The sequence below is a fragment of the Staphylococcus equorum genome, from assembly GCF_029531845.1.
Lineage (GTDB): Bacteria > Bacillota > Bacilli > Staphylococcales > Staphylococcaceae > Staphylococcus > Staphylococcus equorum_C.
In genome coordinates this window covers 385,193-411,849 of record NZ_JAMBPV010000002.1, presented here as the reverse complement: position 1 = coordinate 411,849, position 26,657 = coordinate 385,193, and the positions used below count along the sequence as shown (strand labels likewise).

Here is a 26,657-nt window from a genome sequence, read left to right as displayed (position 1 = left end):
GGTGAACTAATTTCTTGAATTTAGGTGGTACCACGGGAAATCCGTCCTATATATTTATAGGGCGGATTTTTTATTTTAAGGAGGATTTTAACGAATGGAAATGAAACCAAAATATAATCCGAACGAAGTTGAGTCAGGGCGCTATGAGAAATGGCTTGATAAAGGCTATTTTAAAGCTTCTGAAGATAATACAAAAGAAACATACACAATTGTTATTCCACCACCCAATGTAACTGGTAAACTACATCTAGGGCATGCATGGGATACAACGTTACAAGATATACTTACACGTATGAAACGTATGCAGGGTTATGATACTTTGTATTTGCCTGGTATGGACCATGCTGGTATAGCGACACAAGCAAAAGTAGAAGCTAAATTAAATGAACAAGGATTATCTCGTCATGATTTAGGACGTGAAAAATTCCTTGAACAAGCATGGGATTGGAAAGAAGAATACGCTACATTTATAAGAAAACAGTGGGCTAAACTAGGACTGGGTTTAGATTACAGCAGAGAAAGATTTACATTAGATGATGGATTGAGTAAAGCAGTTAATAAAGTATTCGTTGATATGTATAAGAAAGATTTAATCTATCGCGGAGAATATATTATAAATTGGGATCCTATTGCGCGTACTGCATTATCAGATATTGAAGTTATTCATGAAGACGTACAGGGCAAATTTTATCATTTTAAATATCCTTATGCAGATGGCGAAGGATATATAGAAATCGCTACGACACGTCCAGAAACAATGTTAGGTGATACAGCGATTGTTGTGAATCCTAATGATGACCGTTATAAAGATGTCATAGGCAAAAAAGTTATTCTTCCAATCCTTGGTAGAGAATTGCCTGTCTTAGCAGACGATTACGTGGATATTGAATTTGGTAGTGGTGCAATGAAAGTGACACCCGCACATGATCCAAATGACTTTGAAATCGGTAACCGTCATGACTTAGAGCGCATTATTGTAATGGATGAATCTGGTAAGATGAATGACAAAGCTGGTAAATATGAAGGTTTGGATAGATTTGACTGTCGCGAACAGCTGGTAAAAGATTTAGAATCAGAAGGTTTAGTTATTAAAATAGAAGAGCATGAACATTCTGTTGGTCATTCTGAGCGTTCTGGTGCAGTTGTAGAACCTTATTTATCTACACAATGGTTCGTAAAAATGAAACCTTTAGCAGAACAAGCATTAGATAATCAAAAAGCGGATGATAGAATCGATTTTGTACCTGAAAGATTTGAAAAAACATTTAACCGTTGGATGGAAGAAATTAGAGATTGGACAATTTCACGTCAATTATGGTGGGGACATCAAATTCCTGCATGGTACCACAATGAAACTGGCGAAATTTACGTGGGTGAAGCAGCACCAGAAGATATTGAAAATTGGACACAAGATGAAGACGTATTAGATACATGGTTCTCTAGTGCATTATGGCCATTTTCGACGTTAGGTTGGCCAGACGTTGAAGCTGAAGACTTCCAACGCTACTTCCCAACGAATGCATTAGTAACCGGTTATGACATTATCTTCTTCTGGGTGGCAAGAATGATCTTCCAAGGATTAGAATTTACTGGAAAACGACCTTTCGATGATGTATTATTACATGGATTGGTCCGTGCAGAAGATGGACGTAAAATGAGTAAATCTCTAGGTAATGGTGTTGATCCAATGGATGTTATCGACGAGTATGGTGCAGATAGTCTAAGATATTTCTTAGCAACTGGATCTTCACCAGGTCATGATTTACGTTACTCTACTGAAAAAGTAGAATCTGTATGGAATTTTATCAATAAAATTTGGAATGCAGCTCGATTTAGTTTAATGAATATTGGCGATGATTTTAAAGTTGAAGATGTAGACTTATCAGGTAATCTATCATTAGCAGATAAGTGGATTTTAACGCGTTTAAATGAAACGATTGCTAATGTTACTAATTTAAGTGACAAATACGAGTTTGGTGAAGTTGGTCGTACGCTTTATAACTTCATTTGGGATGATTTCTGTGATTGGTATATTGAAATGAGTAAGATACCAATGAATAGCGATGATGAAGCGCAGAAACAAGTAACGCGTTCTGTACTAACTTATGTTTTAGATAATACAATGAGAATGTTACACCCATTCATGCCATTTGTGACTGAACAAATATGGCAAAATCTGCCACATGAAGGTGAAACAATTGTTAATGCACCTTGGCCTAAAGTAAACGAAGCGTTGATTTTTGATGAAAGTAAAGAAACGATGCAACAACTTGTTGAAATAATTAAATCTGTTAGACAATCGCGCTTGGAAGTAAACACACCATTATCTAAAGCAATACCTATTTTCATTAAAGCAAAAGATGAAAATATTAAAGATACGCTATTAAATAATTCAAATTATATAGATAGATTCTGTCATCCTAGTGAACTTACAATAGATATATCAGTTGAAATACCTGAAAAAGCAATGACATCTATTACTACAGCTGGTGAAGTTGTCTTACCACTTGAAGGTTTAATCGATATGGATAAAGAGATTGAGAGACTAGAAAACGAACTTGGGAAATGGGAAAAAGAATTGGATCGTGTTAATAAAAAATTAGCAAACGATAACTTCGTTAATAAAGCACCTGAAAAAGTAATCAATGAAGAGCGTGAGAAAAAACAAACGTATCAAGAAAAATACGAGGGTGTAAAATTACGAATTAATCAATTAAAAGCATAGGAGTCCTAAACATGAATTACCTAGATAGCTTATATTGGATACATGAAAGAACTAAATTTGGCATTAAACCCGGCGTTAAGCGTATGGAATGGATGTTAGAACGATTAAACAATCCTCAATTTAATATAAATGGTATTCATGTAGGTGGCACGAATGGAAAAGGATCCACAGTTGCATATTTAAGGTCAGCGCTTGTTGATAATGGATATGAAGTGGGTACTTTCACTTCGCCATTTATTGAAACCTTTAATGAGCGTATAAGTTTAAATGGGATACCGATTAGTGATGACAATATTGTGGAATTAGTTCAAAAAGTAAAACCAGTAAGCGAAGCATTAGAAGTTGAAACAGAGCTTGGAACAGCCACTGAATTTGAAATCATTACTACGATGATGTTTTTATACTTTGGTGAATTACACCCAGTTGATTTTGTAATAGTTGAAGCGGGGTTAGGGATCAAAAATGATTCAACAAACGTGTTTAAACCGATATTAACAATTCTAACAAGTATAGGATTAGATCATACTGAAATTTTAGGGGATACTTATACTGAAATAGCAAAAGATAAAGGTGCAATCGTCAAACCCGACATACCAATTATCTATGCAGTGAAAAATGAAGATGCACTTAGAGTGATTCGTGGTTGCGTTGAGCAACAGAATACTGAAGGCATAGAATTTGATCGCGATATTAGTATCGTTTCACAAGAAGAGGAATTTACTTATCGTTATAAAGACTATGAATTAGAAACCTTACTATTAAACATGTTGGGCGAGCATCAAAAAGAAAATGCAGCTTTAGCAATAACTGCGCTTATTGAACTAAACGAATCAGGCATTGTTGATTTAGATTTCAATAAGATGATTGATGGCATTGAATCAGTAAGCTGGACTGGGAGAATTGAGCAAGTTAAAGAAAAGCCATTGATGATTGTTGATGGCGCACATAATGTTGAAAGTGTTGAGGCTTTGATTAGTACGATAAAAGGTTATTACCACGTTGATAGTCTGGATATTTTGTTTTCTGCAGTGAAGGGGAAACCAATTAACACGATGGTAGATCAACTTAAAACAATTGCTACAACGTTTTATGTTACAGATTTTGATTTTCCTAGAGCATTAACTAAAGACGATATTTTTGAAGCAATACGATTTGATCAAAAAGAACTCGTTGATGATTATGTGAAGTTTATTGAAACATATAAAGGCGATGGATTAATCATAACTGGAAGTTTATATTTCATTAGTGAAGTTAAAGCGAAAGTTAATTTTTAAATTTTATTAAACAACAGTTAATCTGTGCTGATTTTAATTAAATAAAGATTTATTCAATAAGAGAGCTAGTTATTATTTTGCGCTATTGGGTCAGGATTAATGATTTATTCTGACTTTAATGTAAAAGTAACTGGCTTTTTTTGATATAGAAGTTTTATGGAAATTTTTAAAATTGAAGATTTATTTTTTGGATTTGTGTAAATTGTGATTAATGCATCGTTTAATACAAATAATTATTGATGCTTTTTTTATCTATTTAGCAATTCCTATTTTAATTTGTAATAATATGATAGTATTTAAAAAAGGGAGGGAAAGATTAACATGACAGAAAAGAAATTTCCAAAGGATGCAATGCGCGTACTAAAAGAAACAAGTCGTACGTTTTATATTCCAATTACCTTTTTAGAAAAAGAATTAAAGCATTCAGTAGCATCTGCATATTTAATACTACGAGCAATTGATGAGATTGAGGATCATGAAGAAGTAGATAATGATTTAAAATATACAATTTTAATGCAAGTGAGTGAATTGTTTAAAGAACCTTTCGATGAAGAAAAATATCTAGAGATTCTTAGTCCCGTGAAAGATATCATGCCTGAAGTCACACTCCGTTTAGGTGAGTGGATAGACGCATGTCCTGACAGAACGTTGCCAATCGTTTTAGATTGTTCAAGCGAAATGGCATTCGGTATGGCTAAATGGGCGAAAGCAAACTGGGATGTTCATACGCGCGAAGATTTAGATGAATATACATATTACGTTGCAGGACGTGTTGGTGTCATGCTGTCAGAACTATGGGAATTGTGTGCTGGTGAAAAAACAGATCGCGATTTAGCCATTGGTTACGGGCGTGGACTTCAAGCTGTCAATATTTTACGAAATGAAAAAGAAGATTTAGATGAACGTGGTGTGAGTTTTGTACCTGATGGTTGGACTCGTGCAGACCTGTTTGATTATGCAGATGAAAACTTAGCAAAAGCAGATGCATATATCGATTCAATCAATAAGAGAACGATTATATTATTCGCGCGTTTACCTTTAGCTCTTGCGCATAAATCTTTAAAAGCCATGAAAAATGGTCGTGAAAAAATAACACGTAAAGAAGTGGAAGAAACAGTGGAAGAAGTTAAGAAAAAATAGTATCGAAAAATGATGATTAGCTTTCTTTTAAAACAGTAACTACAACACATAGCATTTTAATAAATAAATACAGAGTGACTGATTCTGTCTTTCTGTATGCCATAGTTAAATGTATTTATAATTATTATATATAAGCGCATAAACTCTTCTTAATTTATTTGGTTAACCATTTAAACAGTAGAGGTTAATGCGCTTTTTGTGTACTGAAATTTTATTTTAACAAGCTTACAATTGGAAAAAACAATAAAGTGATAATTTTGTTATTAAATTAAATAGGACGTGATATAATCTTTATAAGGAGGTACATCATTGATTAAACAACTTTTATTATGTCCAGTTCTATTTAGCTATTTGTATCAGCTGAGTTATGTGACTCAATTAAAGTTAAATTACTTTGTGTCACGCTCTCGTTGTGATTATTGTCATAAAGAACTTAAATTTATCGAAATGATACCAATTATAAGTTTTTTGTGTCTAAAAGGAAGAAGTAAATGCTGTCAAAGTAAGTTGAGTTCGTTATATTTAATTGGAGAATTGTTATCGATTGTTCCTGCATTTGTACTTTCTTACTTATCATTGTCTTTAGATCACGCCACTTTTTTACTTGTTTATATATTCTTGCTTGTATTTACTATGTATGACATCAAAACTTTTACGTTGCCACTCCATCTATTCATTATATTTTCGTTATGTGCCTACTTTATTGCACAAGGAAATGTATACCATTTCTTAATCATGACTATGATATTACACCTTTTTTATTTTTTAATACGTCACGGCATTGGTTACGGTGACATACTTCTCTTTTCATTGCTCTCTTATTTATTACCATATCCAGATTTTGTGTTAACAATGCTTTTCACATTTATTTGTGGAGGGATTTTTGCTTTAGTTAGTATGATACTTTTTCGTAATTTAAAACAAAGAATACCACTTATACCTTTTATTTTTGTTGCTTTTAATTTAACGATGGTATCTCATCAATATTTAACTTTAGGAGAGGGTCTAATTTGAGAATAAATGAACTAGCAGATAATCAGAAACCGAGAGAACGTTTATTAAGTCATGGTGCCTCGCATTTATCGCATGCTGAGTTATTAGCCATACTAATTAATACTGGTCGAAAAGGGAATTCGAGTTTAGATATTGCAAACGAATTGTTGAAGACAGTTGATAACTTAAAAGAATTAAAAAGGTTATCTATCAGTGACTTAAATAAAATCAAAGGTGTAGGTTTATATAAAGCGCTTATTTTGAAAGCAGCATTTGAGTTAGGAGAGCGCATGCATTCAGGTAGCGTAGACGATAAGATTCAAATTTCAAGCCCTAAAGATGTCGCAGATTTCATGATGGGAAAAATGGAGCATTTGACACAAGAGAAATTTATAGCGCTGTTTTTAAATTCTAAAAACGTAATTATTAAGCAAAAGACCATATTTATTGGCACTTTAAATAGCTCAATTGTACATCCAAGAGAAGTATTTAGTGAGGCTGTTAAATGTGCGAGTAACGCCATTATTGTATTACATAACCATCCTTCAGGTGACGTTACGCCTTCAAACGAAGATATTAAAACTACTGAAAGATTAAAAGAATGTGGTCAAATGCTAGGAATTGACTTATTAGACCACATTATTATAGGTGATCATACTTATTTAAGCATGGTTGAAGAAGGGTATTTTGATTGAAGTTTATTAATTGAAATTATTATTTATAAAATTACATAGAACAAACATTTATAACAGATTATTAAAACGGTAAAAAGGGTAGAAATAGAAAGTAATGGTTATATATAATCAACTTATTTATGCTGATTTTTAAATACATGAAAGAAGGGTAGGATTATCAATGACAATGTATGATGAGTTTCGTTTAAATGATGGATCAACTTTACCTCATATAGGATTAGGAACGGTTAATATTCAAGGTGGAAAAGGCGTTAACCAAGTAATGAATGCAATTGATATTGGCTATAGCTTAATAGATACTTCAACAAATTATAATAATGAAGGCATGGTAGGCGAAGCAATTCGTCGTTCGTCAATACCTCGAGAACAGATTTATGTAAGTGCTAAATTACCAGGCGCTGCACATGAATATGATAAAGCGATTAATCTTATTCAAGAATCACTTTATCGTACGGGCTTAGACTATTTTGATAAATATTTAATACATTGGCCGAATCCTAAACAAGGTAAATACGTTGAGGCTTGGAAAGCGTTAGTTGATGCTCAGAAATATGGCTTAATTAAAACGATTGGTGTTTCTAATTTTATGCCTGAACATTTAGATGAAATTATTGAAGCGACAGGAGTTACGCCAGCTACTAATCAAATAGAGATACACCCGTATTTCAATAATAAAGATTTAATAGCAGAAAATGACAAAAGAGGTGTTGTATCAGAAGCTTGGAGTCCTTTAGGTCGCGAAATTAATGACGTTCTTACGAATGATACGATTAAAGCTATTGCTGATAAATATGATCGTACGCCCGCTCAAGTGATTATTAACTGGGTTAATCAAAATCATGTATTTCCAATTGTTAAATCGAGTGATGACGTGCATCAACAAGAAAATTATAATTATCTTGACTTTGAATTAGAACAAGAAGACTTAGATAAGATTGATGCTTTAGATCAAGGTGAAAGCGGTCGTGTTGAAGGTCAAAACCCACGTGAATATGAAGAGTTTGTTTAAGCATTTAAATTAACAATATATATTAATGACATCCTGTGCTTATGAAGGGATGTCTTTTTTTACATATGACATATTTGTTTTATGGAGTAAATTAATCTTCCGGTATGCGTCAAGGTAATGTATAATCAAGATGTTATATAAGGAGGATTATATATTGGGAAGTATCTTATTAATCGGGTTATTGTTACCTGTAGTGTATCTTATGCAACTCACAAAAAAGCGCCAAGCAATTAATTTGAAAAGAACGGGTGTTGCAATAGCTGTTTCAGTTATCGGGGTTGTTATTACAACTATATTATTCGTTGTATTTAATCATACATCAACTTCAATTTGGATTTATTTATTGAGTGCTATAGCGGTAGCGATAATATGGGCACTATTATTAAGTGGCTGTTATTATGTTTATCAAGTGTTGAGTAATGGTGTAGGAAAATAAGCAAATGACAAGTTTCTATAGTATATGTTAAGTTTTGTTAGTAGTAATTTATATTTTTACATATTTAAAGTGAAAGTATTAGAAGTTTAAAGCTAATAACACAAAAATGCGCTTAATGGATAACTTAATCCTTAAGCGCTAAAATTTTAATTTATGAAATTGAAATAAGTGTTAAAATTTTCCATTAACCAAAGAATCCCTTGGTAACCCAAATATAGACATAACACAATAATCCCAATATATATTATAAATCTTAAAATTGATAAACCTACTCTAAATAGTAGTATGACTAAGAGTGCAAGCAGGATTATAGATAAAATACTCATTCTGTATTCACTCCCTTTAAAAACATTGTACTACGAAAATATAGCAGATGCATCAGTCTATAGATAAGTTTTAAATAGTTCTAGAGACTGATGATAATTCGATTGTAAAAAATTATAATATAGAGTGACTTAATAGGAGGATGGTTCATGCGGTTTATTTTCAGTATTGTAAAAAACATTATAGCTGTCATAGCGATTATAGCAATTGTACTTTTCGCATTAAAATATGCGCCTTTTTTAAAAGACCAAGAATGGAACCCAGTACATGATGATAAACCATCTATGAATAATGAAGCACCTCAGCAAAATTTGACTGGTGGCAAACGTTATTCAGTAGAAGATAATGACATCCTTAATAATGTACCATTTAGTCAAACGAAAAATGTGTTTGATTGGATTAATAAAAAAGAGTTTATGTCAGTCTCAGGTTTAGAAAGAATGGGTTACACAGATGAATATTTGGCTGGTCAACGTGGCGATGAGTTTATTATCTATAAATTCGGCTCAGATTCACTTCGTGTTTATAAGACAGAAATTGAAATGGAACAAGATCTAAATCAATTAGGAGCGCATATTGAACTACAACCGCAATCTAACTACGAGTAATGCGTTTGAATTATAGGGTGAAATGCGTTAGCCTTAAATAAGTAAAAACGTTAAAGGTTGGTGTCCAATTATGAGTGAACAGTCTAAAGATAAGAAAATGGCTGAACAAGCTAAAGCACAGAATTTATTTGCACGTTGGCGTAAAAAAGAAACATTATATGAAGAAGATGAGAAAAAAGCTAAAAAATCAACTGACGACAACAAATCAGATGAAAAAGAAAATGACTAAAGTAAGTTCACGTCTCTAAAAGTAGAGGCGTTTTTTTATGGCTTAAAAATTTGTGTACAAGCATACCAAAAGAATTATTAAATGAAAGTTATTAAATGATACATAAAAAATATATAACACGTAAGATGATTTTAAGCATCGTTAAGCGTAATTTTTAAAATAATGTATTGTATTATAATTCGCAAAACCAAAACTTTTTAATACACTATTGACTGTAAATATTGTTATAATACAATGTATCGTTAAATTCATTACATTCTAATCAAAACTTTAAACGTAATCGCTTAATCTAGTTAAACTGTTGATTCAACATCTGATAAATTTTGTTATGGAATATCAGGGTTCGTGCTTTATTTCGTAACACTAGTGATATAAAATGATAATAAGAATATAAAATAGTTGGTTAATAGAGGTGTTCAGGTTGTCAAAGTTTTTTAAAAACAACAAATTGATTGTTATACTGTGTGCAATCATTGTGTTTATAGCCTTAATTGGTGTATCTTTGCGTTCGCAAACACAATCACCAGTAGAACAATATGTGGGAGATACTGTTGCTTTTGGTCAAAAAGCAGTTAGCTATCCTGTCCATTTTGTAACAGGATCTATTGGTAATCTCTTTTCAAAGGATAGTTCAAAAGAACAAAATAGTAAGGTGAAACAATTAGAAGCTGAAAATGAAAGACTAAAAGCTGAAAATAAAACTTACAAAAAAGAATTAGATATTGAAGACATTTCAAAATATGAACCGATTTCTAGCACAGTGTTATCTAGAAATCCTGATCAATGGATGAATACATTGGTTATAAACCAAGGTTCTAAAGATGGAATAGAAAACAATATGGCTGTGATGACTTCAGAAGGGTTAGTTGGCCGCATCTCTAAAGTGAATCAATTCTCGTCTCAAGTAGATTTAATCTCAACGAACACACGTGCCAATCGATTGTCTGTAAACGTTCAACATGATGGTGAAAATGTTTTTGGTTTAATAGACCATTATGATGCTAAGAATGAAGAACTTGTAATTACAGATATAAATAATAAAGATAGTATTAAAAAGGGAGATAAAGTTGTTACGAGTGGCTTAGCAGATCAACTTCCTAGCAGTATTTACATAGGTGAAGTATCTAAAGTTGAAAATGATGAGTACGGTTTATCTAAAGAAGTAAGAGTTAAGACAGCTGCAAGTCTAGCAGACTTAAACCACGTTTATGTTGCTAAAAGAGACCCTAAAACAATACCAGATAATGAAAGCGGGGATAATTAATGCGCGCATTATACTACTTTCTTATTGGTATTGTATTGTTTTATATTGATACTGCAATTGGACTTGTTATACCAATGCAAATAGGAGATAAAGATATTATTTTCGTGCCACATTTAACGATCATGTACATTTTGATGCTAAGTGTGTATAGAAGTTTTGGTGTAGCGATGGTTTTATCAGTAGTATTAGGTCTAATTACAGATTTATATTTCGGCAGTTTTTACGGTTTATATCTATTTGGTTACATTTTATTTGTAGTCATCATGGACTTTTTCTTTAAAACATTTTATAGAGATCATACAATGTTGTTTATCATTATTTTACTTAGTACAGTCTTCTTAGAAATTTATGTAGCAATTATGTATAGTATTTTAGGAATTATTAATTTTGAATTTATTGACTTTGTTATATTTAGATTAATACCTACATTTATATTGAATTTAATTTTACTTACAATTTTATTCCCAATTATTATGAAATTCCTAAGAAAAGTACAATTGAAGATTGACAGTAAGAAATCCTAATGCTAAAATGCAGTAGTTGAGTAGTTCATAGCTACATACAACCGCTCAGATTCAGGTTCAAGTACATTTATGTCACCTGCATTTGGCGTGACTTAAAATTATAGGAGGTGCAAAGTATGTTTGCTATTATCGAAACAGGTGGAAAACAATTAAAAGTTGAAGAAGGACAAGAAATCTTCGTTGAAAAATTAAATTTAAACGAAGGTGATTCATTCACTTTTGACAAAGTATTATTTGTAGGTGGAGACTCAGTTAAAGTTGGTGCGCCAACAGTTGAGGGTGCTACTGTTACTGCTACTGCTAATAAAGAAGGACGCGGTAAAAAAATCACTGTATTCACTTACAGACGTCGTAAAGACTCAAAACGTAAAAAAGGTCATCGTCAACCTTACACTAAATTAACTATCGACAAAATCAACGCTTAATTATGATTACTGTTGATGTTACATTGAACGAAGCTGGTCAAGTAACGGATGTTATTATGGATGGTCATGCAGAACATGGCGAATACGGGCATGACATAGTTTGTGCTGGTGCATCCGCAGTTATTTTCGGAAGCGTTAATGCTATCATGGGATTAACGAGCGAAAAACCAGACATTGATTACAATGATGACGGTGGACATTTCCACGTAAGAAGTGTCGATGCTACAAATGAAAAAGCGCAATTAATTCTTCAGGCAATGTTAGTATCATTGCAAACAATTGAAGAAGAATATAAAGAAAATATCAGACTAAATTATAAGTGAGGTGCAACCCAATGTTAAAATTAAACTTACAATTCTTCGCATCTAAAAAAGGGGTAAGTTCTACAAGAAACGGCCGTGACTCTGAGTCAAAACGTTTAGGAGCTAAACGTGCTGATGGTCAATACGTTACAGGTGGATCAATTTTATTCCGCCAACGTGGTACTAAAATCTATCCTGGTGAAAATGTTGGTCGTGGTGGCGACGATACATTATTCGCTAAAATCGACGGCGTTGTTAAATTTGAACGTAAAGGTCGCGACAAAAAACAAGTTTCTGTTTACGCAGCAGCTGAGTAGTTTTTGTCACCATTAACACCAGAAGTTATGACTTCTGGTGTTAATTTTTTTGTCTTTATTTTCTAGTAGGCAAGATAATGATATAATGTAAAAGATATGGAAATTAAGTTTTTAGAAAAAGAGGTGAAATCATGTTTGTCGATCAAGTTAAAATATCACTTAAAGCAGGTGATGGCGGTAATGGTATAACAGCCTACCGTAGAGAGAAATATATTCCATTTGGTGGTCCAGCTGGTGGCGACGGTGGTAATGGTGCGTCAATTATATTTGAAGTTGATGAAGGGTTAAGAACTTTATTAGATTTTAGATATCAAACACATTTCAAGGCTAATAGAGGTGGCGCTGGTCAAACAAGTAATATGCATGGTAAAAATGCAGATCACTTAGTTCTAAAAGTACCGCCAGGCACAATTGTGAAAAATGTTGAAACAGAAGAAGTTGTTGCAGATTTAGTTGAAGATGGTCAACGTGCAACTGTAGCTAAGGGTGGTCGTGGTGGCCGAGGTAACTCTCGTTTCGCTTCTCCAAGAAACCCTGCACCTGATTTTAGTGAAAATGGAGAACCAGGTGAAGAAATAGATGTCACGTTAGAATTAAAATTACTAGCCGATGTAGGACTAGTAGGTTTCCCGAGTGTTGGTAAATCTACCTTGCTCTCAATGGTATCTAAAGCCAAACCGAAAATTGGTGCTTATCATTTCACTACAATTAAACCTAACTTAGGTGTTGTTTCTACAAAAGATCAAAGAAGTTTTGTAATGGCAGATTTGCCTGGTCTTATTGAAGGTGCGTCTGAAGGTGTGGGATTAGGCCATCAATTTTTAAAACACGTTGAGAGAACAAAAGTTATTGTTCATATGATTGATATGAGTGGCTCTGAAGGTCGTGATCCATTCGAAGATTATAAAGTGATTAATGAAGAATTAAGCGCTTATGAACATCGTTTAGAAGAGAGACCTCAAATCGTTGTAGCAAATAAGATGGATATGCCAAACGCTGAAGATAACTTAGAAATTTTTAAAGAAGAATTGAATGATGATAGTATTCATATTATTCCTTTATCTACAGTGATGCATGATCATATAGATGAACTTTTATATGCAATTGCAGATAAATTAGAAGAAGTTAAAGATATTGACTTTAGTAAAGTAGAAGAGGAAGACTTGGGTGTTAACAGAGTGTTGTACAAACATACGCCGAGTCAAGACAACTTCACAATTACTAGAGATGATGATGCTGCATACGTTGTAAGTGGTAAAGCAATTGAAAGAATGTTCAAGATGACTGACTTCAATAGCGATCCTGCAGTACGTAGATTTGCACGTCAAATGCGTTCTATGGGCATTGATGAGGCGTTGAGAGCACGTGGTTGTGAGAACGGTGATATTGTAAGAATACTTGGCGGAGAATTTGAATTTGTTGAATAGGAGTGCTTAATTTGGACAAAAAAGACTATAAAAAGTTTTATTTAATTAGAGAAGATGTTTTACCAGAATCAGTAGTAAAAACTTTAAAAATTAAAGATGTATTAAAAAATGATCCGTCATTGTCCATATTTGAAGCAGTCAAGCAGTTCGATTTATCTAGAAGTGCATTTTATAAATATCGAGATACAATATTTCCGATTGATGAAAAGATGGAAACAACTAGAGAGTTTACGTTAATATTGTATGTTAATGATATCGTAGGTATGTTGGCACAAGTATTAAATACATTATCTAGCTTACGTTTATCTGTATTAACAATTCACCAAAGTATTCCTATGGATGGTAGAGCAACAATCACACTTTCATTAGATGCCAAGGGTACGGATTTGGAAATTGATGATGTAATGGAAGCTTTAAGAATTATTGATCATATTTCTAAAGTTGAATTAATTAGTATGACTATATAAGGAAGTGTAAACGTGTACGCATATATTAAAGGCACATTAACAGTATTGAATCCTACGCACGTGGTAGTTGAAGCATCAGGTGTAGGATATGAGATTCAAACACCTAATTCTTATCGTTTTCAAAAACAAATGGACCAAGAAGTTGTGATTCACACTTCACTTATCGTAAGAGAAGATGCACAATTGCTATATGGTTTTATAAATCAAGAAGAAAAAGATATGTTTTTAAGCTTGATAAAAGTAACTGGTATTGGTCCGAAATCTGCATTAGCAATTTTAGCAAGTAGTTCTCCGAATGACGTCAAGATTGCCATCGAGAATGAAAATGATGCTTACTTAACACAATTCCCTGGAATAGGTAAAAAAACTGCGCGTCAAATTGTATTGGATCTTAAAGGTAAAGTACAGATTAACGAAGTAGATAGTAGCCAGCTATTAAACATGGGTGCAGATAGTAATGGTGCAACTGCAATTGTTAAAGAGGCAATGCTAGCACTAGAAGCATTAGGTTATTCTAAACGTGAGTTGACTAAAGTTGAAAAAAAACTAACTAAAGAATCATTTGAGTCTGTCGATGATGCAGTTAAAAGAGGATTACAATTACTTATATCATAAATATTACTGTATTTAAAAGGGGGGAATGTAATGGATGATAGAATGGTAGACCAATCAGTACATGAAGAGGAAACTTCATTTGAACTTTCTTTACGACCAACAAGGTTACGTCAATATATCGGACAATCAGCGATTAAATCGAATTTAGAAGTGTTTATTAAAGCCGCTAAAATGAGACAAGAGCCGTTAGATCATGTCCTATTATTTGGCCCCCCTGGATTAGGTAAAACGACTTTGTCTAATATCATTGCGAATGAAATGGAAGTAAATATTAGAACGATTTCTGGACCATCTGTAGAACGACCGGGTGATTTAGCTGCAATTCTTTCTAGTTTACAACCAGGAGACGTTTTATTTATTGATGAAATTCACAGGTTAAGTAGTGTTGTTGAAGAAGTATTATATCCAGCAATGGAAGATTTCTTTTTGGATATCGTTATTGGTAAAGGAGAAGAAGCTAGAAGTATTCGTATAGACTTACCACCTTTTACTTTAATTGGTGCTACTACAAGAGCGGGCAGTTTAACAGCTCCTTTACGTGATAGATTCGGTGTTCATCTCAGATTAGAGTACTACGAAGAACCTGAGTTGGAAGAAATCATCGTGCGGACTGCAGAAGTATTAGGTACGTCTATCGATAAAGAAAGTGCAACAGAATTAGCTAAACGTAGTCGAGGCACACCAAGAGTAGCCAATCGTTTGTTAAAGCGTGTACGTGATTTTCAACAAGTGAAGGAAGATGAATCAATAAGTATAGATACTACAAAGCAATCACTACAGTTATTGCAAGTAGATGATGAAGGACTAGATTATATTGACCATAAAATGATGAATTGTATATTGCAACAGTATAAAGGTGGACCTGTTGGTTTAGATACGATTGCTGTTTCTATTGGTGAGGAACGTATTACAATTGAAGATGTATATGAACCCTTTTTAATTCAAAAAGGATTCATTGAGCGTACACCAAGAGGGCGAAAAGCGACTCCTTATGCATTTGAACATTTTAGCAAGAATGGAAAGAGGGAATAAGTTTGGATATTGAAGCATTTGATTATCATTTGCCTGAAGCATTGATAGCACAAACACCTCTGAAAAACAGAGATGAGAGTAGATTACTAGTTCTTGGCAGACAAACTGGTGATATTGAACATAAACATTTTAAAGAAGTCATTGATTACTTAAATAAAGGTGACACACTTGTATTGAACGATACAAGAGTGATGCCAGCTCGTTTGTTTGGTTTGAAAGAAGAAACTGGTGCAAAAGTAGAAATGCTAATGCTGACACAAATCTCTGGTAATGATTGGGAAGTGTTATTAAAACCTGCAAAAAGAATCAAAATTGGTAACAAATTAACGTTTGGTGATGGCAAAATAATTGCTGAATGTATTGAGGAGTTAAACCAAGGCGGTCGAATAATGAGACTACATTATGATGGTATATTACAAGAACGTTTAGATGAGCTTGGTGAAATGCCTTTACCTCCTTATATTAAAGAACGTTTAGATGATCAAGATCGTTATCAAACCGTTTATGCTAAGGCCTCTGGTTCTGCAGCTGCACCAACAGCTGGACTACATTTTACTGACGAATTATTAAATCGTATAAAAGCAAAAGGCATTAACATCGCGTTCATTACATTACATGTTGGTTTAGGTACATTTAGACCTGTAAGTGTAGATAATATAGACGATCATGAAATGCACAGTGAATATTATCAGATGGACCAAAAAACAGCAAAGTTGTTAAATGAAACCAAATCTAATGGACATCGTGTAATTTCTGTAGGTACAACATCCACAAGGACGCTAGAAACGATTATGCAAACAAATGAAGCATTTAAAGCTCAAAGTGGCTGGACAGACATCTTTATTTTCCCCGGCTATACATTTAAGGCAATTGATGGTTTAATTACAAACTTTCATTTACCAAAATCAACGCTTGTTATGCTAGTATCTGCTTTTAGTAATAGGGATTATATTTTAAATGCATATCAACAAGCGGTAAAATCAGAATACAGATTCTTTAGTTTCGGAGATGCAATGTTAATTATTTAGGGAATGAAAGGGGATTTTGTATGCCAGCAGTAACGTATGAGCATATTAAAACTTGTAAGCAATCGGGTGCGCGTTTAGGTATTGTACACACACCTCATGGATCATTTGAAACACCGATGTTTATGCCAGTAGGTACAAAAGCAACTGTAAAAACAATGAGTCCAGAAGAATTACATCAGATGGAAACGAAAATCATTTTAGGGAATACTTATCATTTGTGGTTACAGCCAGGAAATGATATTATCAAAAAGAGTGGGGGCTTACATCAGTTCATGAACTGGAATGGTCCTATACTGACTGATTCTGGCGGTTTCCAAGTATTTAGCTTAAGTAATTTGAGAAATATTACTGAAAAAGGCGTAGAATTTCGTCATCACAAAAATGGATCGAAATTATTTTTGAGTCCTGAGAAAGCTACAGAGATTCAAAATGACTTAGGTTCAGATATTATGATGGCTTTTGACGAATGTCCTCCTATGCCTGCCGAATATAAATATGTGAAAGACTCTATTGAAAGAACCACTAGATGGGCTGAAAGATGTTTGAAAGCACATAAGAGACCTGAAGATCAAGCTTTGTTTGGTATCATCCAAGGCGGAGAATATAAAGATCTTAGAAAACAAAGCGCTGAGGAATTAGTTGCTTTAGATTTTCCAGGATATGCAATTGGTGGCTTATCTGTAGGAGAGCCTAAGCCAGTAATGTACGATATGGTGACACACACTGAACAATTTATGCCGAAGGATAAACCGCGTTATTTAATGGGCGTCGGTTCACCGGATGCATTGCTCGAATGTAGTATTCGAGGTATGGACATGTTTGACTGTGTACTACCGACACGTATTGCACGTAATGGCACTTGTATGACTTCACATGGGCGAGTGACTATTAAAAATGCTAAATATGCAGAAGATTTAGGACCACTTGATGATAATTGTGACTGCTATACTTGTAAAAATTATAGTAGAGCTTACATAAGACATTTAATTAAAGCAGAAGAAACATTTGGTATCCGTCTTACTACTTATCATAATTTACATTTCTTGCTAAAATTAATGGAAAACATCCGACAAGCAATTCGTGAAGATCGTCTTCTTGACTTTAAAGAAGAATTCTTTGAACAGTATGGACTTAATGTAGACAACCCAAAAAACTTTTAACAAGGGAGAAATAAAATAATGCAATTTACTTCATTAATATTACCAATTTTATTATTAGCATTAATGTGGTTTTTCTTAATCAGACCACAACAGAAAAGAGCGAAAGAGCATCGTGAAATGATTAGCCAAGTAAGCTCTGGGCAACATGTAACTACAATCGGTGGTATCAAAGGTACTGTTCGTGCAGTAGATGAAACTACAGTAGTATTAACTTTAAATGGCAATGGTACTGAAATCACTTTAGAAAAACCTGCTATAAAACAAGTTGATCCTTCATAATAAAGCAACGAACTGATATGAAAATATCAGTTCGTTTTTTTATTAACATATTCTACTGATGCATTAATAGAAATCATATATACTTTCTTAAACAATATGCTGATATAGTGTTATAATTTAAAATGACCTAGGATATAATAATCATAACTTAACGTATAAACTAGTAATATTTTCGTAACATTTTAAAATGTTAATAACGCTTACAATTAAGTTATGAATACAAAATAGTTGAGTTAGTTTTTACACGCGTTGTAATATGTTAAGATAATAAGGTCGTTTAGAAGAAAGTATAGATTGTATAAAATTGCGTTAAAATAATTTAATCAAGTATTCTTATAACATAAGCTTACAATGAGGTGTTCAAGTGAAGAAGAGTAGTAGAATAGTTGCATTCATAGTGCTCGTAGCTCTGTTGTTGGGAGCCATGGCATTTACTTATAAGAGTGTAGTTAAAGACGTCAGTCTTGGTTTGGACTTACAAGGTGGATTTGAGGTCTTATATCAAGTAGATCCTTTACAAAAAGATGATAAAATTGACGATAAAGCGGTAAAATCAACAGCAAAAACGCTTGAAAATCGCGTCAACGTCTTAGGTGTTTCCGAACCGAAAATTCAAGTCGAAGATAAAAACAGAATTCGTGTCCAGCTTGCAGGCGTCAAAAACCAGTCTGAAGCGCGAGAAGTTTTATCATCACAAGCAAATTTAACGATTCGTGATGCGGATGATAATATCAAATTGACTGGTAAAGACATTCAGCAAGGTTCAGCAAAACAAGAATTCAAAGAGAATACGAATCAACCAGCAGTTACTTTCAAATTAAAAGATAGTGATAAATTTAAAAAAGTAACTGAAGAAATTTCGAAAAAAGATGAAAACGTGATGGTTGTTTGGCTAGATCACGAAAAAGGTGATTCTTACCATAAAGAAGTGACTAAAAAAGATCCGAAATTCGTTTCAGCTGCTTCAGTAGATAAGCCAATTAACTCTGATAGTGTTGAAATTTCAGGTGGCTTTAACGGTGAAGAAGGCATTAAAGAGGCAAAACAAATTGCTGATTTGTTAAATGCAGGTTCCTTACCAGTAGATTTAAATGAGATTTATTCTAATTCAGTCGGCGCCCAATTTGGTCAAGATGCATTAGATAAAACAGTATTTGCTGCTGTTATTGGTATCGCAGTAATTTATCTATTCATGTTAGGTTTCTATCGTTTACCAGGGTTAGTAGCAATTATTGCGCTAACCGCGTATATATACTTAACAATGTTAGCCTTTAACTTTATTTCAGGTGTGCTTACATTACCAGGTTTAGCGGCCTTAGTGCTAGGTGTAGGTATGGCCGTCGATGCGAACATTATAATGTATGAGCGGATTAAAGACGAACTTAAAATTGGACGGACACTCAAACAAGCTTATAAAAAAGCGAATAAGAGTTCTTTCTTAACCATTGTCGATGCACAGTTAACAACTGTTATCGCAGCCGCTGTGTTGTTCTTCTTTGGTGAAAGTTCAGTTAAAGGTTTCGCAACTATGTTACTCATCGGTATCTTAATGATCTTTGTAACAGCAGTGTTCCTATCAAGATGGCTATTATCGCTACTTGTGTCATCTAATTACTTCAAAAAATCATATTGGTTATTTGGTGTAAACAAGAAAGATATCTATAACATTAATGAAGAAAAAGACGTACATGATTTGAAAACGCCATATGAGCGTTGGGACTTTATGAAATTGGCTAAGCCATTGTTATCATTGAGTGTCCTTATTATCATTGTCGGTGCCATCATTCTCTTCATTTTTAAATTAAATTTAGGTATTGATTTCACAAGTGGTACGAGAGTTGATTTTGAATCTGAAAATAAAGTCTCAGAGGAAAAAGTAACTCAAACGCTTGAAGATAAAGATTTCAAACCGACTCAAGTTTCACTAGGTGAAAATGGCCAAAATGCGACCGTACAATTTAAAGATGACTTATCTAAAGATGAAGTTGCTAAAATTAAGAGCACAATAGATAATGAGTTTGGTAGTGATCCAACGGTCAATACAGTTTCACCAGTGATTGGTCAAGAGCTTGCTAAAAATGCCATGTTTGCACTTGTATATGCTGCTATTGGTATTATACTCTACACTACATTTAGATTTGAGTGGCGTATGGGATTATCCTCGGTGTTGGCATTACTACATGATGCATTTATGATTGTTGCTGTATTTAGTTTATTCAGATTAGAGGTAGATATTACCTTTATTGCAGCAGTATTAACTATTATTGGTTACTCTATCAATGATACGATTGTTACATTCGATAGGGTCCGGGAAAACTTACACAAAGTAAAAGTGATTACGAAGAAATCTCAAATAGACGATATTGTTAATAGATCGATTCGTCAGACCATGACACGTTCTATCAATACTGTTTTGACAGTAGTTATTGTAGTCATTTCATTACTTGCATTTGGTGCACCAAGTATCTTCAACTTCTCGTTAGCATTACTCATCGGTCTGATTTCAGGTGTTTTCTCATCTGTATTTATCGCAGTACCGCTATGGGGCATTATGAAGAAACGTCAACTTAAAAAATCAGATGATCATAAGATTGTCGTTTATAAAGAGAAAAAATCAAATGATGAAAAAATCTTGGTATAAGTTATACAGGATGAATACGTTATGAATTATCAATATTAACCATAGCTAAGACATTTCTAATAAAGTGAAACAGCTCGAATTAAAATTCGGGCTGTTTTTTTATGTGTTTTAAAAGTTATTTACTAATAAAGTAATTATAAGTACGAATTATTTGTTAATAAGCTAAAGTAGAATGCTTTTCATGTTAAGATGTATTTGTGAATTTTATAAAAATGGTATTCGCTATATAAATTTAATAGAAAGTCTTGTTTAAATGTAAGTACTTTTTATTTTCGAATATCTTTTGTATAATTGCTTGTGGAAATGAGGGAGAATAGTATGATTAAATCCAAGTATACTTGGGATGTTAACGCACCAGAAATTGAGATTACAGAGGAAGTTTCATCAGATTTAAAGCTAACTCCTATTGTAAAGAAAATCTTAGAAAGTAAAGGGTTAACTGATAAACCATCAATTGAGGCTTTGTTAAAAGGCACTCAAGTCACACATGACCCATTATTAATGAGCGATATGACAAAAGCTGTCGAACGTATTAATTTGGCAATAGATCAAAATCAAAAGATTTTAGTATATGGTGATTATGATGCAGATGGCGTAACATCTACAACAATACTCGTAAATACGTTAAAAGAATTGGGCGCGCATGTAGGTTGGTATATACCAAATCGTTTTTCTGAAGGATACGGCCCAAATGAAATGGCGTTTAAAAATGCTTATGAAGAAGAGATTTCATTAATTATCACTGTGGATAATGGCATACAAGGCCATGAAGAAATACAGATGGTACAAGATTTAGGTGTAGATGTTATTGTGACAGACCATCACGAAATTGGTAGAACAATGCCTAATGCCTATGCCATTGTACATCCGATGCATCCAGAATTTGATTATCCTTTCAAATATTTATGTGGGGCCGGTGTAGCGTATAAGTTAGCACAGAATTTATTGGATGAGCCACCAGCATATTTCCTCGGCTTAGTTGCTATAGGAACAATTGCTGATTTAGTATCTTTAACGAATGAAAACCGAACTTTAGTTCAAAAAGGATTGGAAGTTCTTAATGATCATTGCCCGCCATCTATAAGAGCGATTTTAAAACAAGCTGGTTACAGTGATGAAATTAATGAAGAAACAATTGGTTTTATCATCGGACCTCGTTTAAACGCAGTAGGTAGACTTGAAGATGCTGCGCTTGCTGCAGAATTGTTAATGGCTGATACAGATGAAGAAGCAGATTTTTTAGCTGAGCAAGTCGAATTCTTTAATCAAGAACGTAAAGACATTGTTGCACAAATTTCTGAAGAAGCATTACAAGTTGCTGACGCACAGGTACAACAAGGGGCAAAATTCTTATTATTAGCTGAACCAAATTGGCATGAAGGTGTTTTAGGCATAGTGGCTTCTAAAGTTGTGGAAACGTATAGTTTGCCAACACTCATACTAAATATAGATGATGCGCAGGGCCATGCAAAAGGGTCAGCGCGTAGTATAGCGCAAGTCTCAATGTTTGAAATTTTGAATGCACATGGGGATTTAATTTCGAAATTTGGTGGTCATCATATGGCTGCAGGTGTGACGATGCCTATAGAACACATTGAAACACTGAGACAAGGATTAAATGATTGGATGAATCAACTTGCTGAAACAACCTCACTTGAGCCACGTAAAAAAGTAGATGTAAAAATTTCAGAAGCTGATATTACAATAAAGAACATTCAAGATATTCAAAGGTTGCGTCCTTTTGGCACAGATTTCTCTAGTCCATGCTTTGAATTACAAGATGTCATTGTCAATCAAGCAAAAGGAATTGGCCAAGAGCAGAAACATTTAAAACTCGTAATGGGTGAAAGTCAATTACAGGCTATCTTTTGGCAAAACGGTCACCTTGTTAAAGAATTAGGGGAACAACAACCGATTAATTGTATTGGTACTTTACAGATTAATGAATGGAATGGTTTTCAATCACCACAATTCATGATACAAGACTTATCAAGTAATAATTTACAAATTCTTGATTATCGAAGTAAAAGTAAAGTGAGTGGCTTTGAGCAGGATTCAACAGATGTAGCTTACCTTGTTCATAAAAAAAGTGAAAAATTAGGCGAAAATTATTATTTTTATGGTGAAGAAATTCAGCAAAATTATGATAAATATGTTTTCCGTGATTTGCCTGCTTCGATACAAGACATTAAAGATACTTTGAAAACCGTCGAAGTTTCTCAAATTTACCTTGTTTTAAATCATGAACGCTCGATTTATTTCGAAGGCATGCCAAAAATGGAAACGTTCAAACAATGTTTTAAAGCGTTAGCGACTAAAAAAGAAACTAATTTAGCAAAAGATGGTATGCAACTTTGTCAATACTTAAATATACAGTCTAGTATGCTTAAATTTATCTTGAAAGTTTTCCTCGATTTAGAGTTTATAAAAGATGAAAATGGTATAATTAAGATAAATAGCGACTCTACTAAGAAAGCGATTGAATCGAGTAAGTATTATCAAGGTCGTTTAGAAAGAATTGAAGTTGAAAAAATGTTGCTTTATGAAGATTTTAATAATTTGAAGCAATGGATTAAGTCTGAACTGGTAGATAAATAGGAGGAAGTTTGAATGGATTTAAAACAGTATGTGTCGGAAGTAGAAGATTGGCCAAAGCCTGGAGTTAACTTTAAAGATATTACAACAATTATGGATAATGGCGAAGCATTTGGTTACGCTACAGATCAAATTGTTCATTATGCTAAGGACCGTGATGTAGACGTTATAGTCGGGCCAGAAGCACGTGGTTTTATTATAGGCTGTCCAGTAGCATATTCAATGGGTATTGGTTTTGCGCCAGTTAGAAAAGAAGGCAAATTACCTAGAGAAGTAATTCGCTATGAATATGATTTAGAGTATGGTACAAATGTATTAACAATGCACAAAGATGCGCTTAAACCTGGTCAACGTGTTTTGATTACGGATGATTTATTAGCTACAGGTGGAACGATTGAAGCGGCAATCAAACTTGTTGAACAATTAGGTGGTATCGTTGTAGGTATTGCATTTATTATTGAACTTAAATATCTTAATGGTATTGAAAAAATAGAAGATTACGATGTAATGAGTTTAATCTCTTACGACGAATAAAATCTAATAGTAAGCTAACAAAAGAGCTTGGGACATGTATTTATGTCCTAGCTTCTTTTTTATTTAAAATATACTTAATTTATTATAATAGAATCCATCATTGGATAGTTATCTGAGAATTTTTCTTACTCTATTTCATTTTTCTTTAGCGATATTTCAAAAAATGTGTCTTTGTTATGAATGACATACACTTGAACACGCTATATAATATTTAAAATAAACTTTATTTTCTCAATACTCGCATGAACTCATTTATTTATTTAATAACATGTAGTATCATATAACTATTATACAAAATTTGACCTAATAAAATGAAAACACGTTACAATCGTAGTTAAATAAAATTAGATAAAGCAACGAAATATAATACTGGGTATCTAATAGCGATTAATATTTAGTATAGGGGTGTCTTAAGTGAACAATGAATATCCATATAGTGCTGATGAAGTACTATCCAAAGCCAAATCATATTTGTCAAAAGAAGACTATGAATATGTGTTGAAAAGTTATCATATTGCTTATGAGGCACATGAAGGTCAATTTCGGAAAAATGGTTTACCATACATAATGCATCCAATTCAAGTTGCTGGCATATTAACTGAAATGCATTTAGATGGACCAACAATTGTTGCAGGGTTTTTACATGACGTAATCGAAGATACACCATATACATTTGATGATGTTCAGGGTATGTTCAATGAAGAAATTGCAGTTATTGTAGAAGGTGTAACAAAATTAAAAAAAGTTAAATACCGTTCTAAAGAAGAACAACAAGCGGAGAATCATCGAAAACTATTTATCGCAATTGCTAAAGATGTACGTGTGATTTTAGTTAAATTGGCAGACCGTTTACATAATATGCGGACGATAAAACCGATGCCAAGGGAAAAACAAATTAGAATTTCTAAAGAGACACTCGAAATTTATGCACCTTTGGCTCATAGATTAGGTATCAATACCATTAAATGGGAATTGGAAGATACAGCGCTTAGATACATTGATAGCGTTCAATATTTCAGAATTGTTAATTTAATGAAGAAAAAACGTAGTGAAAGAGAAGATTATATTCAAAATGCTATAAACCGTATACAAGCAGATATGTCTAGTATGAATATTGTTGGCGATATCAATGGACGACCTAAACACATATATAGTATATATAGAAAAATGGTTAAACAAAAGAAACAGTTTGATCAAATTTTCGATTTGTTAGCCGTTAGAATCATCGTGAATTCTATTAATGATTGCTACGCTGTACTGGGTTTAGTACACACACTTTGGAAACCAATGCCCGGTAGATTTAAGGATTACATTGCGATGCCAAAACAAAATATGTATCAGTCATTACATACAACGGTTGTTGGTCCAAATGGCGATCCACTTGAAATACAAATTAGAACTTCTGAAATGCATGAAATTGCTGAACATGGTGTAGCAGCCCACTGGGCATATAAAGAAGGCAAAAAAGTAACTGAGAAAGCACAAAACTTTAATAAAAAATTAAATTGGATTAAAGAGTTTGCTGAAACAGATAATACTACATCGGATGCTGAAGAATTTATGGAAACACTTAAATTTGATTTACAAAGTGATAAAGTATATGCATTTACGCCCGAAAGTGACGTTGTAGAATTACCTTATGGTGCAGTTCCTATCGATTTTGCATATGCAGTCCATAGTGAAGTCGGTAATAAAATGATAGGTTCAAAAGTAAATGGTAAAATTGAACCTATAGACTATGTCTTGCAGACTGGAGATATTGTTGAAATTAGAACCAGTAAACATTCTTACGGCCCAAGTAGAGATTGGTTGAAAATTGTTAAATCATCAAGCGCTAAAAGTAAAATTCGTAGTTTCTTTAAAAAACAAGACCGTTCTTCAAACATTGAAAAGGGTAAATTTATGATTGAAGCGGAAATAAAAGATCAAGGTTTTAGAGTAGACACAGTATTAAATGAAGAAAACATTGCCGTAGTAAATAATAAATACAATTTTGCTAACGACGATGACTTATTTGCTGCAGTTGGTTTTGGTGGTGTAACCGCCTTACAAATAGTGAATAAATTGACTGAAAAGCAACGTATCCAAGATAAGCAAAAAGCATTGAATTCAGCACAAGAAATTTCTAAATCAGTACCTATTAAAGATGACATTACAACGGATAGTGGCGTTTATGTTGAAGGTATTGAAAATGTTTTAATAAAATTATCAAAATGTTGTAATCCAATCCCAGGTGATGATATTGTTGGTTATATCACTAAAGGACATGGCATTAAAGTACATAGAACAGATTGTCCTAATATTAAAAGTGAAAAAGACCGCTTGATTCACGTAGAATGGGTACGTTCTAATGATGCTACTCAACGTTATCAAGTAGATTTAGAAGTTTCTGCTTACGATAGAAATGGGCTTTTAAATGAAGTATTACAGGCTGTAAATTCGACTAAAAGTAATTTAGTTAAAGTATCTGGTAAATCAGATATAGATAAAAATGCTGTAATTAATATTAGTGTTATGGTGAAAAATGTTAATGAAGTTTACCAAGTTGTAGACAAGATTAAACAACTCGGCGATGTATATACTGTCACAAGAGTTTGGAATTAGAGGTGCAACA

General features: G+C 33.3%; 26 protein-coding genes and 2 other annotated features (1 of these 28 cut by a window edge). Of the genes, 25 read left to right on the top strand and 1 reads right to left on the bottom strand.

What is annotated here, in order from left to right; genetic code table 11:
- Nucleotides 1-52: a binding site (T-box leader), on the top strand; it begins 190 nt to the left of the window's first position.
- A gap of 42 nt (nt 53-94) precedes the next feature.
- The 7 genes from M4L39_RS04315 to M4L39_RS04285 all read left to right on the top strand — a co-directional run bounded on the left by M4L39_RS04315 (nt 95) and on the right by M4L39_RS04285 (nt 8,272).
- Nucleotides 95-2,725, top strand: coding sequence for a valine--tRNA ligase (locus tag M4L39_RS04315; RefSeq protein WP_277580912.1), 2,631 nt, complete (start codon nt 95-97; stop codon nt 2,723-2,725).
- 11 nt (nt 2,726-2,736) lie between these two features.
- Complete coding sequence (locus M4L39_RS04310) at nt 2,737-3,999, top strand: bifunctional folylpolyglutamate synthase/dihydrofolate synthase (RefSeq protein WP_277580911.1); 1,263 nt, start codon at nt 2,737-2,739, stop codon at nt 3,997-3,999.
- 321 nt (nt 4,000-4,320) lie between these two features.
- Nucleotides 4,321-5,139 carry a squalene/phytoene synthase family protein gene (locus tag M4L39_RS04305; RefSeq protein ID WP_277580910.1) on the top strand — a complete coding sequence of 273 codons (819 nt, stop codon included), beginning with the start codon at nt 4,321-4,323 and terminating at the stop codon, nt 5,137-5,139.
- 309 nt (nt 5,140-5,448) lie between these two features.
- The gene (locus M4L39_RS04300; RefSeq protein ID WP_277580909.1) at nt 5,449-6,153 is read left to right on the top strand and encodes a prepilin peptidase; all 705 of its coding nucleotides are present in this window, start codon (nt 5,449-5,451) and stop codon (nt 6,151-6,153) included.
- A complete protein-coding gene (radC, locus tag M4L39_RS04295) occupies nt 6,150-6,827 on the top strand; it encodes a RadC family protein (RefSeq protein WP_277580908.1) in 678 nt (225 codons plus the stop codon). Before M4L39_RS04300 ends, radC begins: the two co-directional genes overlap by 4 nt.
- Nucleotides 6,828-6,987: 160 nt before the next feature.
- Nucleotides 6,988-7,836: an aldo/keto reductase gene (locus tag M4L39_RS04290; protein WP_277580907.1), complete on the top strand. Its 849-nt coding sequence runs from the start codon at nt 6,988-6,990 to the stop codon at nt 7,834-7,836.
- Between the two features lie 154 nt (nt 7,837-7,990).
- Nucleotides 7,991-8,272: a hypothetical protein gene (locus tag M4L39_RS04285; RefSeq protein ID WP_277580906.1), complete on the top strand. Its 282-nt coding sequence runs from the start codon at nt 7,991-7,993 to the stop codon at nt 8,270-8,272.
- A gap of 146 nt (nt 8,273-8,418) precedes the next feature.
- On the opposite strand, the gene M4L39_RS04280 is transcribed toward M4L39_RS04285, so the two are convergent.
- Nucleotides 8,419-8,598: a hypothetical protein gene (locus tag M4L39_RS04280; RefSeq protein ID WP_277580905.1), complete on the bottom strand. Its 180-nt coding sequence runs from the start codon at nt 8,596-8,598 to the stop codon at nt 8,419-8,421.
- A 147-nt stretch (nt 8,599-8,745) separates the two neighbouring features.
- On the opposite strand from M4L39_RS04280, the gene M4L39_RS04275 reads away from it, so the two are divergent.
- From M4L39_RS04275 to M4L39_RS04190, 18 genes are all read left to right on the top strand, one after another.
- Nucleotides 8,746-9,204, top strand: coding sequence for a DUF4930 family protein (locus M4L39_RS04275; RefSeq protein WP_277580904.1), 459 nt, complete (start codon nt 8,746-8,748; stop codon nt 9,202-9,204).
- Between the two features lie 70 nt (nt 9,205-9,274).
- Nucleotides 9,275-9,433 carry a hypothetical protein gene (locus tag M4L39_RS04270; RefSeq protein ID WP_141714362.1) on the top strand — a complete coding sequence of 53 codons (159 nt, stop codon included), beginning with the start codon at nt 9,275-9,277 and terminating at the stop codon, nt 9,431-9,433.
- A 421-nt stretch (nt 9,434-9,854) separates the two neighbouring features.
- The gene (gene mreC, locus M4L39_RS04265) at nt 9,855-10,697 is read left to right on the top strand and encodes a rod shape-determining protein MreC (protein ID WP_277580903.1); all 843 of its coding nucleotides are present in this window, start codon (nt 9,855-9,857) and stop codon (nt 10,695-10,697) included.
- Nucleotides 10,697-11,221 (top strand): rod shape-determining protein MreD, encoded by a 525-nt coding sequence (gene mreD, locus M4L39_RS04260; RefSeq protein WP_277580902.1) that lies wholly within the window; start codon nt 10,697-10,699, stop codon nt 11,219-11,221. The genes mreC and mreD overlap by 1 nt, the downstream gene beginning before the upstream one ends.
- 29 nt (nt 11,222-11,250) lie before the next feature.
- Nucleotides 11,251-11,324 (top strand) — a sequence feature (ribosomal protein L21 leader region).
- Nucleotides 11,325-11,337: 13 nt separating this feature from the next.
- Complete coding sequence (gene rplU, locus M4L39_RS04255) at nt 11,338-11,646, top strand: 50S ribosomal protein L21 (RefSeq protein ID WP_065338186.1); 309 nt, start codon at nt 11,338-11,340, stop codon at nt 11,644-11,646.
- 2 nt (nt 11,647-11,648) lie between these two features.
- Complete coding sequence (locus M4L39_RS04250) at nt 11,649-11,969, top strand: ribosomal-processing cysteine protease Prp (protein ID WP_002507408.1); 321 nt, start codon at nt 11,649-11,651, stop codon at nt 11,967-11,969.
- A gap of 11 nt (nt 11,970-11,980) precedes the next feature.
- Nucleotides 11,981-12,265 (top strand): 50S ribosomal protein L27, encoded by a 285-nt coding sequence (rpmA, locus tag M4L39_RS04245; protein ID WP_002507409.1) that lies wholly within the window; start codon nt 11,981-11,983, stop codon nt 12,263-12,265.
- Between the two features lie 131 nt (nt 12,266-12,396).
- A complete protein-coding gene (gene obgE / locus M4L39_RS04240; RefSeq protein WP_277580901.1) occupies nt 12,397-13,692 on the top strand; it encodes a GTPase ObgE in 1,296 nt (431 codons plus the stop codon).
- 11 nt (nt 13,693-13,703) lie between these two features.
- The gene (locus M4L39_RS04235) at nt 13,704-14,159 is read left to right on the top strand and encodes an ACT domain-containing protein (RefSeq protein ID WP_277580900.1); all 456 of its coding nucleotides are present in this window, start codon (nt 13,704-13,706) and stop codon (nt 14,157-14,159) included.
- Nucleotides 14,160-14,171: 12 nt separating this feature from the next.
- Nucleotides 14,172-14,774 carry a Holliday junction branch migration protein RuvA gene (ruvA, locus tag M4L39_RS04230; protein ID WP_277580899.1) on the top strand — a complete coding sequence of 201 codons (603 nt, stop codon included), beginning with the start codon at nt 14,172-14,174 and terminating at the stop codon, nt 14,772-14,774.
- 30 nt (nt 14,775-14,804) lie between these two features.
- Nucleotides 14,805-15,806, top strand: a complete 1,002-nt coding sequence (gene ruvB / locus M4L39_RS04225; RefSeq protein ID WP_277580898.1) for a Holliday junction branch migration DNA helicase RuvB — start codon at nt 14,805-14,807, stop codon at nt 15,804-15,806.
- A 2-nt stretch (nt 15,807-15,808) separates the two neighbouring features.
- Nucleotides 15,809-16,834 (top strand): tRNA preQ1(34) S-adenosylmethionine ribosyltransferase-isomerase QueA, encoded by a 1,026-nt coding sequence (gene queA, locus M4L39_RS04220; protein WP_277580897.1) that lies wholly within the window; start codon nt 15,809-15,811, stop codon nt 16,832-16,834.
- A gap of 20 nt (nt 16,835-16,854) precedes the next feature.
- The gene (gene tgt / locus M4L39_RS04215) at nt 16,855-17,994 is read left to right on the top strand and encodes a tRNA guanosine(34) transglycosylase Tgt (protein WP_277580896.1); all 1,140 of its coding nucleotides are present in this window, start codon (nt 16,855-16,857) and stop codon (nt 17,992-17,994) included.
- An 18-nt stretch (nt 17,995-18,012) separates the two neighbouring features.
- Entirely contained in the window at nt 18,013-18,273 is a 261-nt protein-coding gene (gene yajC / locus M4L39_RS04210) for a preprotein translocase subunit YajC (protein ID WP_002507416.1), read from the top strand.
- Between the two features lie 364 nt (nt 18,274-18,637).
- A complete protein-coding gene (gene secDF, locus M4L39_RS04205; RefSeq protein WP_277580895.1) occupies nt 18,638-20,914 on the top strand; it encodes a protein translocase subunit SecDF in 2,277 nt (758 codons plus the stop codon).
- Nucleotides 20,915-21,232: 318 nt separating this feature from the next.
- The gene (gene recJ / locus M4L39_RS04200; protein WP_277580894.1) at nt 21,233-23,512 is read left to right on the top strand and encodes a single-stranded-DNA-specific exonuclease RecJ; all 2,280 of its coding nucleotides are present in this window, start codon (nt 21,233-21,235) and stop codon (nt 23,510-23,512) included.
- 12 nt (nt 23,513-23,524) lie between these two features.
- The gene (locus M4L39_RS04195; protein ID WP_021339119.1) at nt 23,525-24,043 is read left to right on the top strand and encodes an adenine phosphoribosyltransferase; all 519 of its coding nucleotides are present in this window, start codon (nt 23,525-23,527) and stop codon (nt 24,041-24,043) included.
- Between the two features lie 414 nt (nt 24,044-24,457).
- Nucleotides 24,458-26,647, top strand: a complete 2,190-nt coding sequence (locus M4L39_RS04190) for a RelA/SpoT family protein (RefSeq protein WP_277580893.1) — start codon at nt 24,458-24,460, stop codon at nt 26,645-26,647.
- Nucleotides 26,648-26,657 lie beyond the last annotated feature (10 nt).

Excerpts from the sequence above, each read along its gene's own strand:
- M4L39_RS04315 (WP_277580912.1), top strand. The coding sequence starts at position 95 with ATGGAAATGAAACCAAAATATAATCCGAACGAAGTTGAGTCAGGGCGC.
- M4L39_RS04310 (WP_277580911.1), top strand. The coding sequence starts at position 2,737 with ATGAATTACCTAGATAGCTTATATTGGATACATGAAAGAACTAAATTT.
- M4L39_RS04305 (WP_277580910.1), top strand. The coding sequence starts at position 4,321 with ATGACAGAAAAGAAATTTCCAAAGGATGCAATGCGCGTACTAAAAGAA.
- M4L39_RS04290 (WP_277580907.1), top strand. The coding sequence starts at position 6,988 with ATGACAATGTATGATGAGTTTCGTTTAAATGATGGATCAACTTTACCT.
- M4L39_RS04280 (WP_277580905.1), bottom strand. The coding sequence starts at position 8,598 with ATGAGTATTTTATCTATAATCCTGCTTGCACTCTTAGTCATACTACTA.
- M4L39_RS04275 (WP_277580904.1), top strand. The coding sequence starts at position 8,746 with ATGCGGTTTATTTTCAGTATTGTAAAAAACATTATAGCTGTCATAGCG.
- M4L39_RS04270 (WP_141714362.1), top strand. The coding sequence starts at position 9,275 with ATGAGTGAACAGTCTAAAGATAAGAAAATGGCTGAACAAGCTAAAGCA.
- mreD (WP_277580902.1), top strand. The coding sequence starts at position 10,697 with ATGCGCGCATTATACTACTTTCTTATTGGTATTGTATTGTTTTATATT.
- rplU (WP_065338186.1), top strand. The coding sequence starts at position 11,338 with ATGTTTGCTATTATCGAAACAGGTGGAAAACAATTAAAAGTTGAAGAA.
- M4L39_RS04250 (WP_002507408.1), top strand. The coding sequence starts at position 11,649 with ATGATTACTGTTGATGTTACATTGAACGAAGCTGGTCAAGTAACGGAT.
- rpmA (WP_002507409.1), top strand. The coding sequence starts at position 11,981 with ATGTTAAAATTAAACTTACAATTCTTCGCATCTAAAAAAGGGGTAAGT.
- obgE (WP_277580901.1), top strand. The coding sequence starts at position 12,397 with ATGTTTGTCGATCAAGTTAAAATATCACTTAAAGCAGGTGATGGCGGT.
- ruvB (WP_277580898.1), top strand. The coding sequence starts at position 14,805 with ATGGATGATAGAATGGTAGACCAATCAGTACATGAAGAGGAAACTTCA.
- tgt (WP_277580896.1), top strand. The coding sequence starts at position 16,855 with ATGCCAGCAGTAACGTATGAGCATATTAAAACTTGTAAGCAATCGGGT.
- yajC (WP_002507416.1), top strand. The coding sequence starts at position 18,013 with ATGCAATTTACTTCATTAATATTACCAATTTTATTATTAGCATTAATG.
- recJ (WP_277580894.1), top strand. The coding sequence starts at position 21,233 with ATGATTAAATCCAAGTATACTTGGGATGTTAACGCACCAGAAATTGAG.
- M4L39_RS04195 (WP_021339119.1), top strand. The coding sequence starts at position 23,525 with ATGGATTTAAAACAGTATGTGTCGGAAGTAGAAGATTGGCCAAAGCCT.